Source organism: Thalassospira sp. (assembly GCF_048059015.1).
Taxonomy (GTDB): domain Bacteria; phylum Pseudomonadota; class Alphaproteobacteria; order Rhodospirillales; family Thalassospiraceae; genus Thalassospira.
In genome coordinates, this window is the sequence record NZ_JBLLNT010000008.1 from 85,941 (window position 1) to 103,560 (window position 17,620).

The window sequence follows — 17,620 nt, forward strand, 5'->3', positions numbered from 1 at the left end:
GGTGTTGTGAAGGCTTTGCTTCGTTACGTAAAACTTGGCGTGATTGTCGCGATATCGGGCATTTATGCAACCCCTGCCTTTGCAGATACGCAATTCCCACAAGAACTTTCAAAGATGGTTGCCCCATCCGATGATGGTTCTTTGCCCCAAGACATCATCTTTGTCGACGAAAATGATCAGCAAGTCCCCCTTAATAGCCTGAAAGGGCAGGTTATTCTGGTCAATCTGTGGGCGACCTGGTGCGTGCCATGCGTCAAAGAAATGCCCGAACTTGATCAGCTGGCCGCCGAGATGGAAGGCAAACCGTTCAAGGTGCTGGCACTTAGTCAGGATCGCGGTGGGGCTGCAGCCGTGACGGAATTCTTTGAAAAGAATGGAATTGGCAATCTTGACGTCGCCCTGGACCCGCGCGGCGCCATTGCGCGCAAGATGGGTGCACGCGGCCTTCCGACCAGTTTTGTGATTGATGGGAATGGTTTTGTTCAGGGCAAGCTTGAAGGCATCGCAAAGTGGGATGCGCCTGCCGTCATCGATTACTTCGATGCCTTGATCGCCCAGACGTCCTGATCGGATTTTATCAGCCGGGTATTAAGTCCGGCCTTCAATCAGTTCCAGAACCTGTTCAAGGTTTGGCGCGGCATCCGCCGCCCCGTTGCGTGTCGTTGCCAATGCGCCGGTTGCGCAGGCAAAACGCACAGCATCTTCCAGGGACTGACCGCCATGAAGCGCAACCGCAAGGCCACCGTTAAAGCAATCACCGGCTGCCACCGTATCAATTGCTGTGACCTCGAAGGCCGGAACCAACCCGGTTTGACCAGCGGATGAATAGAACGCGCCGTGACGTCCCATTTTAATGATCACGGTTTCCGGGCCCATGTCATGCAGCTTCTGGGCAGCGGCACGTGCGGTTGGCATATCAACCGGTTCAATCCCGGTCATGGCCAGACATTCGCTGCTATTAGGCGTTACGATGTCGCTGATCGCCAAGAGATCGCGCATCACGACATGATCCTGCACCGGGGCCGGATCAAGAATGATCTTGGCTTTGCCTTCGCGGGCATATTTGATTGCGCAATCAATCGCGACCACCGGGCATTCCAGTTGCAGCAGCAAATAATCGCATTCGCGCAGCAGATGCTGTTTTTCATGCAGGTCCGCGCGCGTCATGGTCATGTTCGCCCCGCCAACCACCGTGATCATGTTTTCACCGGCATCATCGATTGATATCAAAGCCGTCCCGGTCTGGGACTCCTCGGCAATGATCAGATGATTGGTATTCAGGCCCTCGGAACGTAGCGTATCAATCAGCTGCCGACCCAAAAGATCATCGGCGATTTTGGAAATGAAGGTCGGGGAAACGCCAAGCCGTGCGACCGCAATCGCCTGATTACAGCCTTTGCCACCGGGGCCGGTTTTATATTCGCGGGCCGAAACCGTTTGGCCGGGTTGTGGAAACTTTGCCACGCGTGCGGCGAAATCAACGTTCGAGCTTCCAACGACTGCAATACTCATGGTCTATCCAAATGGCGTTAAACTAATACCTCATGCTAATATGAGTACTAGATCAGTGGTTTAAATAGGGTAAGCGTCCAAAATGCTGTGCGTGCAAAATTGGATCATTGAAAGGTCAAAGCTAAGGGATTGATATGCAGGGCTGCTCAGTCAGGGGTGAATTCATCTGACAGGGCAGCATAGATGCGCTGGAATTTGGCAAAACGCGGCGCATAGGATGCATGGCGGGCCTGATCGGGTTCGATCACTTCCTCGATTGCCGGTTTCTGACAGACATCTTCTACCGCCTCGTTGGTAAGTGCCAAGCGCCCCAATCGCGCCGCACCGAATGCGGGCCCCTTGGCGGCCCCTTCATAACGGGCAAGCGGGGTTCCCATGATGTCGGAAATCAGCTGGATCCAGTATCGACTGCGTGCACCGCCGCCAATCACACCAGGCAAATCACAATGTGTGCCTGCGGCATGCAGGCGAGATTGCGCATCGCTGAGCGCAAAGGCAACACCTTCAAGCACCGCCTGAACCATGGTTTCACGCCCTGTGTCACTGCCAAGGCCAAAGAACACACCGCGCGCATAGGGATTGTTATGCGGGGTTCGCTCCCCATTCAGATAAGGCAGGAACAAAACGTTGGACGGTGCCTTATGCTGGGCTTCAACACGGCTCAGCAACGCACCGATATCCGTTTCCCCCAGAAGTCCCGCCGCCCATTGCAGGCAACTTGCGCCGTTCAGCAAAACCGCCATCTGGAACCAATGTTCGGGCACGGCATGGGTAAAGCTGTGAAGGAGTTCTTCGGGTTTGGGGCGATATTTGTCCGAGGCGACAAAAATCTGTGACGACGTCCCAAGCGAGATAAAGCCATCCCCATGGCGCACAGCCCCGACCCCAATGCCACCGGTCGCGGCATCCCCGCCGCCACCCGCAATGACAACAGTGCTGCCCATGCCCCAGCGCTCCGCCAATTCAGGGCGCAGTATGCCGGTTGGGTCTGATCCTTCGACCAATTTTGGAAGCTGCGCCATATCAAGACCGCAGGCCGCAATCGCATCTGCATTCCAGCTGCGGCTTTCTTCATCCAGCCACAGCGTGCCAGCAGCATCAGACATCTCGGTCGCCTTGTCGCCCGAAAGGTGAAGGCGGATATAGTCCTTGGGCAGCAGGATGGTTTTGATCTTGGCGAAAAGTTCGGGTTCATGCTTGCGCAGCCAGATCAGTTTGGGTGCGGTCATGCCGGGCATGGTGGCGACCCCGGCGCGCATCCCAAGGTCAGGCAAGGCAGCATCAAGTTCCGCACATTCACGCATGGCGCGGCCATCATTCCACAAAATGGCGGGGCGCAATGGTTTGTCATCATCGCCCAGCAAGGTTGCCCCATGCATCTGCCCCGATAGGCCAATCGCGCGGGTCGCGGCAATGGCGGCGGGATTTTGGGCATGAAGGGCGTCAATCGCGCGTAAGGTAGCATCCCACCAATCGGTCGGGTTCTGTTCGCTCCAGAACGGTTTGGGGGAAGATAGCGACAAAGGGATATCTGCCTCGGCACGGGTAGCCGAGTTTTCGTCGATCAGCAGTGCCTTGACCGCTGATGTACCGACATCAATTCCGAGAAACATATTCGGACAGCCTCCAGACGCCTTTTGTCATTTAATCCCGGCATCACGATTGTGCGGGTTGAAGTGTTCTATATTCCAGATGGTTGGCGAGCTGATTGCAACAGAAAAAAGCCGCTGCGATCGGCAGCGGCTTTAATTTCAAAATGCGAATATTTTCAAGCAAGTCCTTAACGGGTCGGGACCGGCTCATCCCCGCTATAGTCATAGAAGCCGCGGCCGACCTTACGGCCAAGCCAGCCTGCTTCGACATATTTGACCAGAAGCGGGCAGGGACGGTACTTGGTATCGGCCAGACCATCATGCAGCACATGCATGATCGAAAGGCAGGTATCCAGACCAATAAAGTCTGCCAGCTGCAGCGGGCCCATCGGGTGGTTTGCACCCAGACGCATTGCGGTATCGATGGATTCGACGTTACCCACACCTTCATAAAGCGTGTAGATCGCTTCGTTGATCATCGGAAGCAGGATGCGGTTGACGATGAAAGCCGGGAAATCTTCAGCACTTGCCGTGTCTTTGCCCAGTTTCTTCACCAGTTCATGAATGGTGCGATAGGTGGTTTCGTCCGTGGCAATACCACGGATCAGTTCCACCAGCTTCATCAGCGGCACCGGGTTCATGAAGTGCATGCCCATGAACTTCGACGGACGGTCCGTATAGGACGCCAGACGAGTTACCGAGATCGACGAGGTGTTGGTCGCGATAATGGCTTCGGGGCCAAGAACCGGGCACAGAGCTTTAAAGATCTGTTTTTTGATCTCTTCATTCTCGGTTGCCGCTTCGATCACCAGATCGCAGTCCGAAAGGAACACATATTCCGTTCCGGTTGAGATGCGGGCAATCGCCGCGTCTTTTTGCGCTGCGGTAATCAGCTCTTTTTTGACCTGACGGTCCATGTTCTTTTCCATCACGCCGATGGCCTTATCGAGGGCATCTTGCGCAATGTCGAGAATTCGGACGTCGTAACCGGCAAGTGCGATCACATGTGCAATGCCATTGCCCATCTGACCGGCGCCAATTACGCCAATGGTTTTGATATCTTCCAACGAAGCCATTTGTTCCCCACTCGTCCCCTTAGGGTCAAAACAATAGAATTCACTGCTTTGACCCTAAATGGGATCAGATTATTTGTCGAGTTCACTCGCCAGAGCGGGAAGGGCCTCGAACAGGTCCGCGACAAGTCCGTAATCAGCTACCGAGAAGATCGGTGCTTCTTCGTCCTTGTTGATCGCGACAATGACCTTACTGTCCTTCATGCCGGCAAGGTGCTGAATAGCACCCGAAATGCCTACAGCAATGTATAGCTGCGGTGCAACAACTTTGCCGGTTTGACCGACCTGCCAGTCATTCGGGGCATATCCGGCATCAACTGCAGCGCGTGATGCGCCAATGGCAGCGCCGAGTTTGTCAGCAATCGGTTCGATCAGGTGGAAGTTCTCACCCGAACCCATGCCACGACCGCCAGAGATCACAACGCTTGCCGCGGTGAGTTCCGGACGCTCCGACTCGGTCAGTTCCTGACCGACGAAGCTCGACTTGCCTGCATCAGATGCGATGGAAACGTCTTCGATCGATGCAGAACCACCTTCGCCAGCAACCGGATCAAAGCCCGTGGTACGAACAGTGATCAGTTTCAGTGCGTCAGAGGACTGCACGGTCGCAAGTGCGTTACCGGCATAGATCGGACGAACAAAGGTATCGGCACTTTCAACATCGGTGATGTCGGAAATCTGTGCGACGTCCTTCATGGCCGCAACACGCGGCATGAAGTTTTTGCCCGAGGTTGAAGCCGGAACCAGAACGTGGCTGTAATCGCCAGCCAGTTCGCTGACCAGGCCAGCCAGGTTTTCAGCAAGGAAGTGGCCATAGGCTGCGTTATCAGCAACCAGAACCTTGGCAACGCCAGCAACCTTTGCGGCTGCTTCGGCAACACCGCGGCAGTTTTCACCAGCAACGAGGATGGTGATGTCGCCACCGATTTTCTGTGCAGCAGCAACGGTGTTAAGCGTGCCACCCTTCAGTTCGGTATTGTCGTGTTCGGCAATAACAAGAATGCTCATTTGATTGATCCCCGCTTAGATTACTTTTGCTTCGTTGCGGAGCTTGTCGACAAGCTCAGCCACGTCGGCAACTTTGACACCTGCCTGACGAGCCGCCGGTTCGGTGACTTTCAGGGTTTTCAGGCGCGGCGCGGTATCAACACCAAGATCAGCCGGGGTCAGGGTATCGAGCGGCTTTTTCTTGGCTTTCATGATGTTTGGCAGCGACGCATAGCGCGGCTCATTGAGGCGCAAGTCGGTGGTCACGATCGCCGGAAGATCGAGCTTCACGGTCTCAAGACCGCCATCGACTTCACGGGTGACATCCATTTTGCCATCAGCAATGACGACCTTGGATGCGAACGTACCCTGCGCCCAACCAAGCAGAGCTGCCAGCATCTGGCCGGTTTGGTTGGCATCATCGTCGATTGCCTGTTTGCCGAGGATCACAAGATCCGGGCTTTCCTTGGCAACGACTTCTTTCAGAAGTTTTGCAACGGCCAGCGGCTGCAACTCGTCCTCGGTTTCGACCAGAATGCCGCGATCGGCACCCATGGCAAGGGCGGTGCGCAGAGTTTCCTGGCACTGTTTAACGCCGAGCGATACAGCAACCACTTCGGTGGCGGTACCAGCTTCTTTGAGGCGGATGGCCTCTTCAACGGCGATTTCGTCAAACGGGTTCATGGACATTTTGACGTTGTTCAATTCAACGCCAGACTGGTCCTGTTTGACACGGATCTTGACGTTGTAATCCACAACGCGCTTAACGGCGACAAGAACCTTCATGACAGACCTGTTCGTTTTTGTTGTCGAAACTATGGGCTTTCCGCTTCCTGCCGCGGGGCAGGTTGCCAAAGGCCCGGATGTTACTGTTTTCCCCGCGATGCACAATAGGGGGTGCATTACGGGTTGTCAATTTACGTAAAGAGGTTGACGTTAACGATAACTTCTTTACTGAAATTTTGATGCCCTTCGAAACCTTGATACGGCACAAATCCGCCAATTAACAGGGATTTGTCCAATATTTTTCCCTAACGGGTCAGGCCCGGCTGCCACAAAATATCGTCTTTGCCGCCATTATTGGCGTGACGGGCCAGCACAAACATATGGTCTGAAAGCCGGTTGATATAGCGGACTGCCTCGGGATTGATTGCCTCGATTCCGGCAAGCTCGACAATTAGACGTTCGGCGCGGCGCGACACAGTACGGGCAATATGCAATTGAGCCGAAAGCGCGCTGCCACCCGGAAGAACAAATGATTTCAACGGATCAAGGTTGGCGTTGATCTGATCGATCTCATGCTCAAGCCGCTCTGTCTGCTTGGCTGTAATGCGAAGGGCGGGTTGTTCGGGATTGTCATCCGTACCGTCACCGGGCGTACAAAGGTCCGCGCCCAGATCAAACAGATCGTTCTGGATTTGCGCGAGCATCGCATCGACCTCGCCTTCGGAATGCAAACGGGCAACACCAATCACGGCATTGGTTTCATCAACGGTGCCATAAGCCTCAACCCGGACCGAGTTTTTCGGAACGCGCGTGCCATTGCCAAGGGCGGTTTTGCCCTTGTCGCCTGATTTCGTATAGATGCGTGTGAGCTGAACCATATGCTGTCCGTCTTATTCAAATATCGGTTTTGGGTGGCGTTGCTTTATTTGCCAAGCGCCATCAGGGAAAGAATGAAAAGCAGCACCAGTGCAACGGCTTGAAGCAATACGCGCAACTGCATCAGCTTGTTTGATTTGCGCGCATCCTTGCCGCGCGCCATGGAAATGATGCCCATCACAAGCACCGCGGCAACCGCCACCATGGCAATCAAAACACCGATTTGTAAAAACGCAGTCATTCTTGTTCTTCCCTGTTCCTGCCCATGGATTTATCGCGTCAGACCCGCTTTGCAATCATGATTGGGTCCAAAGACCTTCACTGCTTGCAGGTGGTTGGCATTGTTTAAGGCGGCGACATGCTGCGCCAATCTGATCGCGCAGGCAACCAGACGATGGAAATTTTCGCAATTATTGCGTGGTTTCAGTGCTGCCAAAGCTGCGGCGATCGATTTTGAGCTTCTTGATACGCGAGGCAAGTGTGGTTGGTTTGACATCCAAAAGCGCGGCGGCACCATTTGCGCCAAAGATTTTGCCCTGCGTCGTTCTAAGAGCCTCGACGATGTTGTCATACTCGGTCTTGCGCAATTCATCGCGGGTCAGAATGCCTTTTTCCGTCTGTCCAGATGCTTTTGTATCGGCATTCGCCATGCTGCGTTGATCGCGTCGGCCAAGGTCGGGCAGATCAAAATGAAGCTTGCCATCCCGTGCGAGAATGGCTGCACGTTCAATGACATTTTCCAATTCGCGGGCATTGCCCGGCCAGCCATAGTTTTGCAGATTTTGGACCTGTCCCTTCGTCAGGGTCGGCTGGGCAATATTCAGGCGCTGACAAATGTTGCGCAGGAAATGTGATGCCAATGGCGGGATATCATCGGGGCGTTCGCGAAGTGGGCGGCATTCGATGGGGAAGACATTAAGTCGGAAATAAAGGTCTTCGCGGAACCGGCCCAGACGCACTTCTTCGCGAAGATCGCGGTTGGTTGCGGCAATCAGGCGCACATTGACTTCACGTGTACGTTCTTCGCCGATGCGTTCGAACCTTTGATCCTGCAAAACGCGCAGCAACTTGCCCTGTAGTTCCAGCGGGATTTCGCCGACCTCATCCAAAAACAGGGTGCCGCCATCGGCCAATTCAAACCGCCCGACACGGTCGCGCACGGCCCCGGTAAAGGCCCCGCGCACATGGCCAAAGAACTCGCTTTCGAACAGTTCATGGGGGATGGCCGCACAGTTCACGCGGACCAGCACGCGATCAGATCGCGTGCTGGCCTGATGAATGGCGCGCGCAATCAGTTCCTTGCCCGTACCAGACTCGCCCGTGATCAGGACGTTGGCGTCGGTCGGCGCGACAAGGTCGATCTGCTTCAATGCACCTTGAATGGCGTCGGACTGGCCAATGATCTCGTGGTGATTGTTGGTCGACAGGATTTCTTCCTGCAGATAGGCATTTTCAAGTTCAAGACGTTCCCGAAGCCGGTCAACTTCGGCTAATGCGGCATGCAGCTTTTCCTCGGCGATTTTACGTTCGGTGATGTCGCGGAAAACGATCACGGCGCCAACGACAAGGCCATGATCACGAATGGGGGTGGATGTATATTCAACCCGGATCGGTTTGCCGTCGCTGCGCCAGAACACTTCATCATCAACCCGTCTGACGATGCCTTCGCGAAACGCGTTGTAAATCGGGCAATGTTCAGCGTGATAGGGTTCGCCATCGACATGGGAATGGTGAATGATCGAATGAATTTCGCGACCAACCAGATCCTCGGCCGTCCAGCCTAGCATGCGCTCGGCCGCCGGGTTCACAAAGGTCGTCACCCCGTCGCTATTAACCCCATAAATACCTTCGCCAGCAGCCCCCAGAATCAATTGGTTTTCGCGTTCGATCTCGCGAAAGAAGCGCTCAGCACGTCGCCATTCGGATATCCCTTCGCGCAGGTAATCATCTGCTTCGGAATCCACATCGCGGCGATGGCGGGCATCCAGATCTGAAATCGTCACGGTCAGATATTCCTGATCGTTCAGGATGACGGACCTTGCTTCGTGTTCGAGCTTAAGTTCCGTCCCGTCCGGACGCGTCAGATCAAGTCCGCGCGTCCAGGCAAAGCCGTGATAAAGGGCGGCCTCGCTAAACACCACAAGGCTTGGAACCTGTCCCTTGTGCAATGCACTCACAGAGCTTGATTTCAGCTCCTCGATCGAGCGTCCCAGAAGTGCAGCAGCGGCTTGATTGGCAAAGACAATGCTGTCGGTTTTGGGGTGAATAAGCAGTGTGGGATGAGTATGTGCCAAAAGTGCCTGCAAATGCAGGTTGTCGATGATTGCCTCTATCGGCTTGATTTCACTCGGGCTCATCACGCATTCCTACGAAATTTCGTAATAAGTGTTACGACTTTTCGTAAATTACGAAATTTCGTATTTACTAACGTTCTCACCCTGTGAACCAAGAGTCCAGCATTTTCAACGAAAACTGCTGCGTTGCACAAACTGGCACGTCGGTTGCTGTTGTTGATCCGAACATCTGGTGCTGCCAATGGGCGGCTTAACAACACAGGGGGTGATCACATGTCAGTCAAAAGTCTGGGCGATCCGTTTAGTGGTGATGTCGATTTGCGTCATAGCAAATCATGCGGCTGTGAAGTTTGCGCATCGAAAGGGGATCACAAACACGCGTCCCATGCTGACCACGATCTTGCCAGCATGCCAGCGCACAGCGACATGGTCGCGAAAACGCCGGAAAGCAGCGAAGAAATTCTCGACCGCGCCATCGACAGCGCAATTGTCCGATCCGTTTTCGGTCATAACGAGATTTCACGTCGATCCTTCGCCAAGATGGTTGGCGGCGGCACCATGATGGCGGCCTTGGCATCGGTTCTGCCGATCGACAAGGTTAAGGCAGCCATCCTTGATGATCTGGGGACGCCGGAAAAGGCAAAGCTCAATATCGGTTTTGTTCCGATTACCTGTGCAACACCGATCATTATGGCCCAGCCGATGGGCTTCTATGAGAAATACGGCCTTGATGTTGATGTCATCAAGACGGCTGGCTGGGCGGTTGCCCGCGACAAGTCGCTGAATAATGAATATGACGCGTCACACATGCTGACCCCGATGCCGCTGGCCATTTCGATGGGGGCGGGTTCGACCGCAACGCCGTTCCTGATGCCAGCTGTTGAAAACATCAATGGTCAGGCCATCGTTCTGCATAACGACCATCTGGACAAGCGCGATCCGAAAGACTGGAAAGGCTTCAAGTTCGGTGTGCCGTTTGAATATTCGATGCACAACTTCCTGCTGCGCTATTACGTGGCCGAGCATGGTCTGGACCCGGATAAAGACATCCAGATCCGTGTCGTTCCGCCGCCCGAGATGGTCGCAAACCTGCGTGCGGGTAACCTTGATGGCTATCTGTCGCCAGATCCGTTTAACCAGCGTGCGGTTTGGGAAAAGATCGGCTTCCTGCACACCCTGACCAAGGATATCTGGGAAGGTCATCCGTGCTGTGCGTTTGCGTGCTCCAAGGCGTTCTCTGAAGAACTGCCAAACACCTATGGCGCGCTTTTGAAGTCCATCGTTGATGCGACCCAATACGCTGCCAAGCCGGAAAACCGCAAGGAAATCTCGGCTGCCATCGCACCGGCCAACTATCTGAATCAGCCGGTTCCGGTGATTGAGCAGGTCCTGACCGGCCGCTACGCCGATGGTTTGGGCGAAGTGAAAAACGTTCCTGATCGCATCGATTTCGATCCGTTCCCGTGGCATTCGATGGGTGTCTGGATCCTGACGCAGATGAAACGCTGGGGCTATATCGAAGGCGACATCGATTACAAGAAAATCGCCGAAGAAGTCTATGTCGCGACCGACTGCGCCAAGATCATGAAAGAGCTTGGCTACGAAGCACCGACCGAGACTTACAAAAGCTATTCGATCATGGGCAAGACCTTCGATCCGGATCAGCCTGAGGCCTATGTCAACAGCTTCGCCATCGGCAAAGGGGTAAGCTGATATGCTGGCATCCTTGAATGCCAGGGCTTTGCTTTTGTCGCTCGTGCTTTTGGCGGTCTTCCTCGGATTTTGGGAGGCCGCCAGCCCAAAGCAGGAGCTTGCTGGCGAACTTACCGAATATGAACTTCTGATGGGTGGGGCAGAGCCAAAAGCCGCTGTGCCCCCGCCCTCAGCCGTCATTGCCAAGGCATGGGAAGAACTCAGCAATCCATTCTATGACGCCGGTCCCAACGACAAGGGTATTGGCATCCAGATTGGCTATTCGCTGTATCGCGTTCTAAGCGGTTATTTCCTTGCAGCGGCAATTGCCATTCCGGTCGGGTTCCTGATCGGGATGTCACCCCTGATGTACAAGGCGCTTGATCCGTTTATTCAGGTCCTTCGCCCGATTTCCCCGCTGGCATGGATGCCTTTGGCCCTGTTTGTCATTCAGGACAGTCAGGCATCGGCGATCTTTGTGATTTTTATCTGCTCGATCTGGCCGATGTTGATCAATACGGCCTTTGGTGTGGCCGGGGTCCGCAAGGACTGGGTCAATGTGGCCCGCACCCATGAATTGGGAGCGTTCAAAACCGCCTGGATCGTCATTCTTCCGGCAGCAGCGCCAACCATCCTGACCGGCATGCGGATTTCAATCGGCATCGCATGGCTTGTGATTGTGGCAGCCGAGATGCTCGTGGGTGGCACCGGGATTGGCTACTACGTCTGGAACGAATGGAACAACCTTGATCTGACCAGCGTGGTGTTCTCGATCTTGATGATCGGCGTTGTCGGCATGTTGCTTGATACCGCCTTCGCCTATTGCGCACGTCTTGTGCAGTACCAGGAATAAGGAGACCTGATATGTCGACACCATTCCTGAGTTTGCAAAATCTCTCGAAACGTTTTCAGGCGCCAAAGGGCGGCGAGCCGCTCACGGTGTTTGAAAACGTCAATCTGGGGATTGAGAAGGGCGAGTTCGTTTGCATCATCGGCCATTCTGGCTGTGGCAAATCAACCATCCTTAATATCCTTGCTGGTCTTGATGAGCCATCCGATGGCGCAGTCATCATGAATGGCAAGGAGGTCTCTGGCCCCAGCCTTGATCGCGGGATCGTGTTTCAGAACTATTCCCTGCTGCCATGGTTATCAGCGCTTAAGAACGTCACCTTTGCCGTTCAGGCCCGCTACAAATCATGGAGCAAGAAGCAGGTCCACGAACATTCCATGAAGTATCTGGAAATGGTCGGGCTGGCTGGCGGGGCGGAGCTTCGCAAGCCATCGCAACTGTCGGGCGGGATGCGCCAGCGTGTGTCGATTGCCCGTGCCTTTGCCATTCAGCCGGAATTGCTGCTGCTTGATGAACCGTTTGGTGCACTTGATGCCCTGACCCGTGGCAGCATTCAGGATGAGTTGATCCGCATCTGGTCGGGGTCTGATCAGACGGTCTTCATGATCACCCATGATGTGGATGAAGCCATTTTGCTGGCCGATCGCATTTTGCTGATGACCAATGGGCCCTATGCCCGGGTGGCTGAGTTCGTTCAGGTCGATATCCCGCGCCCGCGCGAACGGGCCAACATTATCCACCATTCCGATTACTACGACATCCGAAACCATCTCGTCGAATTCCTGGCAACGCGTTCCAAGGCGCTTGCGGGCAAGCAGGAAGATGGTGTGGCGACCGAGCCGTCCATTGTGCGGTTCGGGGCCCATGGTGACGGTGTCATTGCCGGCAAGTCCGACAATCGCAAACCCGCAACAAGCCGCGCGAAATAACCCGATACGCACGCTGATTACAGAGTAGGAGAAAAGCTGTGAAAAAAGCAGATGTCAAAGAACTGATCATCGAAGCCAAAAAAGCCAAAGGCCTTGGCTGGGAAGAAATCGCCAGCAAGATCGGCATGTCGCCGGTCTGGACGACGTCCGTATGCTTTGGCATGAATTCCGCGCCAAAGGACAAGGCCGACATGCTGGTTGCCTTGTTTGATCTGCCACCAGAAGCATCGGCCGTGCTGCAGGAGTGCCCGATGAAAATCTGGGATCAGGCGGTTCCGACCGATCCGGCAATCTATCGCCTTTATGAAATCGTTGGTGTGTACGGCGAAACCATCAAGGAAATCATTCACGAGAAATTTGGCGATGGCATCATGAGCGCGATCGATTACGAGATGTATATCGAACACAAGGAAGACCCGAAAGGCGACCGCGTTGTCATCACCCTTGATGGTAAATTCCTGAAATACCGCGCCTGGTGAAATGATGGCCTGATGTCAGGCCCCATATTTGGTGCAGCCCATTTGCACCCGTCAAACCGGTCTGCATCGCGCAGGCCGGTTTTGCTGTGATGTCACAAAGAAACAGTTCGTTGACCGATTACCGCTGGCGGAATTGCAAACATGGGCTAAATGTTATGGTCAATGATACTTGTTAATCTATTGACCCGAAAGGAACCTTTCATGGCCGACCTGTCAACGTTCGACATCACAAAGCGCTGGCCTGCGAAGAATCCCGATGTGATTTAGCTCTATTCCCTGCCGACCCCGAACGGGGTGAAGGTATCGATCATGCTTGAGGAAACCGGCCTTGCCTATGAGCCGCACCTGATCAATATCGGCGAGGACGAAACCTGGACGCCTGAATTCCTGTCTTTGAACCCGAACGGCAAAATTCCGGCGATCCTCGATCCGAATGGTCCGGATGGCGAGCCTTTTGCCCTGTTTGAATCCGGTGCGATCTTGCAGTACCTGGCCGAGAAATCGGGCAAGTTCCTGTCGACCAATCCGGTCAAGCGCATGGAAACCGTGCAGTGGGTCTATTTCCAGATGGCGGCAATTGGTCCGATTTTTGGCCAGCTTGGTTTCTTCCACAAATTCGCTGGCAAGGATATCGAGGACAAGCGCCCGCGCGACCGCTATGTCAATGAAAGCAAACGTCTTCTGGGCGTGCTTGAAACCCGTCTTGATGGCCGTGACTGGATCATGGGCGATGAATACACCATCGCCGATATCGCAAGCCTTGGCTGGGTACGTAACCTGATTGGTTTCTATGATGCTGGTGATCTGGTCGAGTTTGATCAGTTTCCAAAGGTTGCAGCATGGCTTGAACGCGGTCTTGCCCGTCCGGCGGTTCAGCGTGGCCTGAACATTCCGGCGCGCGACTGATCTGAATTTTAGTTTGACCGGATGGTCAGAAATGCTTTCCATCCGGTCAGGCTGGCTTTAACTAGTGGGGCATTATTCGCCCACGAAGTTAAGAGACATACCCATGACCAGCCGCATCAAGGACCCATCCCTTGCCCAACAGATCAATGACGAGACGCTTGTATGGCGCGAAGTCATCTGCCCGGTAACGGCGAAATACGGCAATTACGTCGCCAAGCGCGACCTGCGCGACAAAACCATCGTCAGCTTCCAGCATGTTCTTGAAGACACCATTCCGACCCTGCTTCCGTTCGTAAAAGCCGGTGCAAAGGTCAAGGTGGGTGCGTGTAACCCGGACAGCACCGATGACGTCGCTGCGGCCTATCTTGCGGCCAACGGGGTTGAGGTCCATGCATTTTCCGGCATGACGCCTGAAGAATACGCCAAAAGCATCGATATCCTGTCGTCCGAACCTGCCGACATTGTCGCCGACATGGGCGGGGAGCTGATCGAGGCGTTTGTCAAAAAAGGCCACAAGGTCGATGGCGCGCTTGAAGCCACCACGACGGGTGTGCACCGCGTTGAAAAGCTCGATTACTCCTTCCCGGTGTTTAACTGGAACGACATCGCCATTAAAGACCGCCTGCATAACCGCCACCATGTGGCACAGGAAATGTGGCCGGTCTTCTCCAACGTCACTGGATTGGCGCTGTATGGTCGTTCGGTTCTGGTGATCGGTTTTGGTCCGGTTGGACGCGGTGTTGCCGAACGTGCACGCAATCTGGGTGCGGTGGTCTCGGTTGCCGAACGCGATCCGGTCCGCGCCCTTGAAGCACAGCACCATGGTTGCCGCGTTGTTGCCCTTGAAGACGGGCTTAAGGAATGCGCGATCATTGTCACCGCGACGGGTCTTTCGGGCATTTTGGGCGAAAAACAGATCAAACAGTGCCGCCGTGGCGCTATTCTGGTCAATGTCGGCCATTCCAATACCGAGATCGATGTTGCGTGGCTTGATACCCAGAAACAAACCAAGATGCGCCGCTATATCGAACGGTTCGAGTTCGATAACAGCCGCGAAGTTTACCTGCTGAACCGTGGTAGCCTTTTGAATCTCGCACCGGGCATGGGGGGATCGGGCAAGGATCTGTTTGATCCGTTCTCAGCCATTTTGATCCGGGGTATTGATTGGCTGGCATCAGGTGGTGCGGCATCGTTCAAGCCTGGCTTCTATGATTACCCGGTGGAGATCGAACGCGAAATTGCCGAAGCCATCCTGCATTCGCACAGCTAATACCGCCCATAAGGGCATGGCCCGTTGAATGCCAAAATTGAAACACCCCAGCCAGATGACCGGGGTGTTTTCTTTTTATCGTTTGCTCGGTTCCGAGGCCTTACGCGCGGTAGCCGATCCGCAAATTGCCCCACTGTTCCCCATTCACCATGATCGGAACGTCACATTCCTTCATAAAGACGACACTGTCGCCCATATCACGGAAATAGGTTTGCAGCAGATGGGGCTTGGTGTTTCGGGCTGCCATCAAACCGGCACGGTCATCAAAGATGCGGCGGTTGCGGCAATTACCCATGTTCCATGCCGGTTCACCCGGACGCTGCGGCTGGCTATAGACCTTGTTATGGGTCGGAAGGAAGCCGTTGAAATCGACCCCGGCGGCAAAGACGATATGTTTGTCTTTTTCAAGAATGGCTTCCTGAAGCGGGGTGAAGTTGCGGTCCGTGAACGCGATATAGGGCGTCATGAACTGTTTCGGATCACTATTTGCAATTGGCTCATAGCGCGGGCTGAACAGGTCTTCGCGTTTGATCTCGTTGTTGCGAACACCGGTCTCAAGAACCTTGCCCAGATCAATCGCCAGCTGTTTGCCAAGCTCGGCAATCTTGCCATCATGATCATGGGTTTTCTTGAGGTTGCCCAAAATCACCTGGGTTGCCCGTTCATCAACTTCGGTAAACTGGATATGCGTGCCAAGGGTCGAAATCGCCTTGATGATGCCCTTAAGGGTCGTGCCATCATCCATGGTGATCTTGATCGGTTTGCCGCGATCCTTTTCCTTGGCATCAATGCGGGCCAGAAGGCCTGCCAGTGACATATCCGCAGAAACGCCCGAACGGATGTCCCCGCCGCCAAAATCGACCTTGATGTCGACAGCAATCGGAACGCGTTCTTCATTACGTCGGTTGGCACTGTCCGTACTGCGCAGAACCGTGCGGAACCGGCTTTCCATTTCGGCAATGTCATTGCGGATATTGGACGACAGGATGCGCAGGTTCTCTGCTGTCTCGCTGGCATTCTGCGATTTCGCACTGGCCAGTTCAATATCGCCCGAAATGCCCTGCATATGGGTCGACACTTCCTGTGCGCTTGCGGAAATCTCGGCAATGGCGGCGGTTTGCTGCTCGACCGAGGTGGAGATATCCGATGACAGCTGGCTGACTTCGTCAATCGCGCCACCGATGCCCTCAATCGCGGTTACGGCTTCGGAGGTTGCGCCCTGAATTGCGGTGATCTGGGAATTGATGTCCTGGATCGCTTTTTCAGTCTGGGTCGCAAGGTTTTTGACCTCGTTTGCGACAACGGCAAAGCCTTTGCCGGCATCACCGGCACGGGCGGCCTCGATGGTGGCGTTCAGTGCCAGCATCTTGGTCTGATCGGAAATGCGTTTGACGATATCGACAACCTTGCCGATCTCGCTTGCGGTTTCCGACAGGCTGTTCATCGTGTGCGAGGTTTCCTGCGCGCGGATCACGGCCTGACCGGCAATGTCATTGGTTTTGTGAATGCGTTCCGCAATTTCGTGGCTGGATGCCTGCAGTTCCTCGGTTGCGGATGCGACTGTGGCGACATTGTTGCTGGCGATGTCCGTGGTTGCGGTGATGCGTTCCACCAGTTGTGACAGCTCGCTGGCATCATTTTCCATCGCCTGGGCGACGTCATTGGTGCGCCCGGCCTGGAAACCGACTTCGGAAATGATGTTGTCAGTCTCACGTTCGATGATTTCCGACATCGACTGAATTTCAGACGCAGACCGCTGGCGGGCAAACTGCTTTTGCTGGGCGGACATCAGGCTGGCCATATCGGCCATCAGGACAGACCGTGCAGCTTCAAGAAGTGTCGGGGTTGAACGAACCCCTTTGGTGCGTGATACCAGTGCCGCACAGCTTGCCGCGGCCTTGTGATAAGCATAGACAAGACGATCTGGCGTGATGCCGGTAATCGACGTTGCCAGCACATGGTCATCAAAGCATTTGTTAAACTCGGTTGCAGAGCCAGCATTGGCCATGGTGCGGAAACGCAGGGCAAGGCCATCGGCACGGCTTCGCGGATCGCTTGGATCGGCGCTGCTTTGTCCGGACCCAAACAATTCTGCGACAATGCTTTCTGCCAACTGAGCAGCATGTTCATCAAATAGGCCTTTGGCTTCGCCTATTCGCGCATAAATTGTATTTTCCGACATTGTAGAGGCGTAATTCATTGAAACGTCTCTCCCTTTTTCCCTAGAGGCATTCCAGCCTGTTTTCCACAGATTGTAGGGTTTCTGTGTGTTTATCCGGGCAGTTTATCACTAGTGGATAATGTAAAATATATCATACTTTAGGTTGATATTGAAAAGAGGCCCGTCAAGGGTGACGGGCCTAGGTTACCCTTGTTTTTCACATGGGCCACGGTTCGCAATGAGAATATGTTCGGCTTTCAACCCGTTAGCTGG

The 17,620-nt window shown here is 54.4% G+C and carries 16 protein-coding genes; 7 read left to right on the forward strand and 9 right to left on the reverse strand.

Translation table 11 applies throughout. The annotated features are described in order from the left end of the window. The first annotated feature begins 6 nt into the window (after positions 1–6). A complete protein-coding gene (locus ACMZ66_RS12395; protein ID WP_416937516.1) occupies positions 7–567 on the forward strand; it encodes a redoxin domain-containing protein in 561 nt (186 codons plus the stop codon). 21 nt (positions 568–588) lie between these two features. Here ACMZ66_RS12395 and rbsK read toward each other — a convergent pair whose 3' ends face one another. The 8 genes from rbsK to ACMZ66_RS12435 all read right to left on the reverse strand — a co-directional run bounded on the left by rbsK (position 589) and on the right by ACMZ66_RS12435 (position 9,123). Then, positions 589–1,512: a ribokinase gene (gene rbsK / locus ACMZ66_RS12400; protein WP_416937517.1), complete on the reverse strand. Its 924-nt coding sequence runs from the start codon at positions 1,510–1,512 to the stop codon at positions 589–591. 146 nt (positions 1,513–1,658) lie between these two features. Beyond that, on the reverse strand, positions 1,659–3,125 hold the full coding sequence (gene xylB / locus ACMZ66_RS12405; protein WP_416937518.1) for a xylulokinase: 1,467 nt from the start codon (positions 3,123–3,125) through the stop codon (positions 1,659–1,661). A 167-nt stretch (positions 3,126–3,292) separates the two neighbouring features. Further along, on the reverse strand, positions 3,293–4,180 hold the full coding sequence (locus ACMZ66_RS12410) for a 3-hydroxybutyryl-CoA dehydrogenase (protein ID WP_416937519.1): 888 nt from the start codon (positions 4,178–4,180) through the stop codon (positions 3,293–3,295). 69 nt (positions 4,181–4,249) lie between these two features. After that, complete coding sequence (locus ACMZ66_RS12415) at positions 4,250–5,185, reverse strand: electron transfer flavoprotein subunit alpha/FixB family protein (RefSeq protein ID WP_416937520.1); 936 nt, start codon at positions 5,183–5,185, stop codon at positions 4,250–4,252. Positions 5,186–5,200: 15 nt separating this feature from the next. Then, a complete protein-coding gene (locus ACMZ66_RS12420) occupies positions 5,201–5,950 on the reverse strand; it encodes an electron transfer flavoprotein subunit beta/FixA family protein (RefSeq protein WP_416937521.1) in 750 nt (249 codons plus the stop codon). A gap of 245 nt (positions 5,951–6,195) precedes the next feature. Further along, positions 6,196–6,768: a cob(I)yrinic acid a,c-diamide adenosyltransferase gene (locus ACMZ66_RS12425; protein WP_416937522.1), complete on the reverse strand. Its 573-nt coding sequence runs from the start codon at positions 6,766–6,768 to the stop codon at positions 6,196–6,198. A gap of 44 nt (positions 6,769–6,812) precedes the next feature. Then, positions 6,813–7,007, reverse strand: a complete 195-nt coding sequence (locus tag ACMZ66_RS12430; RefSeq protein WP_416937523.1) for a twin transmembrane helix small protein — start codon at positions 7,005–7,007, stop codon at positions 6,813–6,815. 169 nt (positions 7,008–7,176) lie between these two features. Beyond that, entirely contained in the window at positions 7,177–9,123 is a 1,947-nt protein-coding gene (locus ACMZ66_RS12435; protein WP_416937524.1) for a sigma 54-interacting transcriptional regulator, read from the reverse strand. Between the two features lie 210 nt (positions 9,124–9,333). Between ACMZ66_RS12435 and ACMZ66_RS12440 the strand changes: the two genes are divergently transcribed. The 6 genes from ACMZ66_RS12440 to ACMZ66_RS12465 all read left to right on the forward strand — a co-directional run bounded on the left by ACMZ66_RS12440 (position 9,334) and on the right by ACMZ66_RS12465 (position 15,186). Next, positions 9,334–10,773, forward strand: coding sequence for a CmpA/NrtA family ABC transporter substrate-binding protein (locus ACMZ66_RS12440; protein ID WP_416937525.1), 1,440 nt, complete (start codon positions 9,334–9,336; stop codon positions 10,771–10,773). Position 10,774: 1 nt separating this feature from the next. After that, entirely contained in the window at positions 10,775–11,605 is an 831-nt protein-coding gene (gene ntrB, locus ACMZ66_RS12445; protein WP_416937526.1) for a nitrate ABC transporter permease, read from the forward strand. A gap of 11 nt (positions 11,606–11,616) precedes the next feature. Then, positions 11,617–12,531 carry an ABC transporter ATP-binding protein gene (locus ACMZ66_RS12450; RefSeq protein WP_416937527.1) on the forward strand — a complete coding sequence of 305 codons (915 nt, stop codon included), beginning with the start codon at positions 11,617–11,619 and terminating at the stop codon, positions 12,529–12,531. Between the two features lie 38 nt (positions 12,532–12,569). After that, positions 12,570–13,010, forward strand: a complete 441-nt coding sequence (gene cynS, locus ACMZ66_RS12455; RefSeq protein WP_416937528.1) for a cyanase — start codon at positions 12,570–12,572, stop codon at positions 13,008–13,010. Positions 13,011–13,286: 276 nt separating this feature from the next. After that, complete coding sequence (locus ACMZ66_RS12460) at positions 13,287–13,916, forward strand: glutathione S-transferase N-terminal domain-containing protein (protein ID WP_416937689.1); 630 nt, start codon at positions 13,287–13,289, stop codon at positions 13,914–13,916. Positions 13,917–14,019: 103 nt separating this feature from the next. Then, entirely contained in the window at positions 14,020–15,186 is a 1,167-nt protein-coding gene (locus ACMZ66_RS12465) for an adenosylhomocysteinase (RefSeq protein ID WP_416937529.1), read from the forward strand. Between the two features lie 100 nt (positions 15,187–15,286). Here the strand turns inward: ACMZ66_RS12465 and ACMZ66_RS12470 are convergent, their stop codons facing one another. Beyond that, positions 15,287–17,386, reverse strand: coding sequence for a methyl-accepting chemotaxis protein (locus ACMZ66_RS12470; RefSeq protein WP_416937530.1), 2,100 nt, complete (start codon positions 17,384–17,386; stop codon positions 15,287–15,289). Between the last annotated feature and the right edge of the window lie 234 nt (positions 17,387–17,620).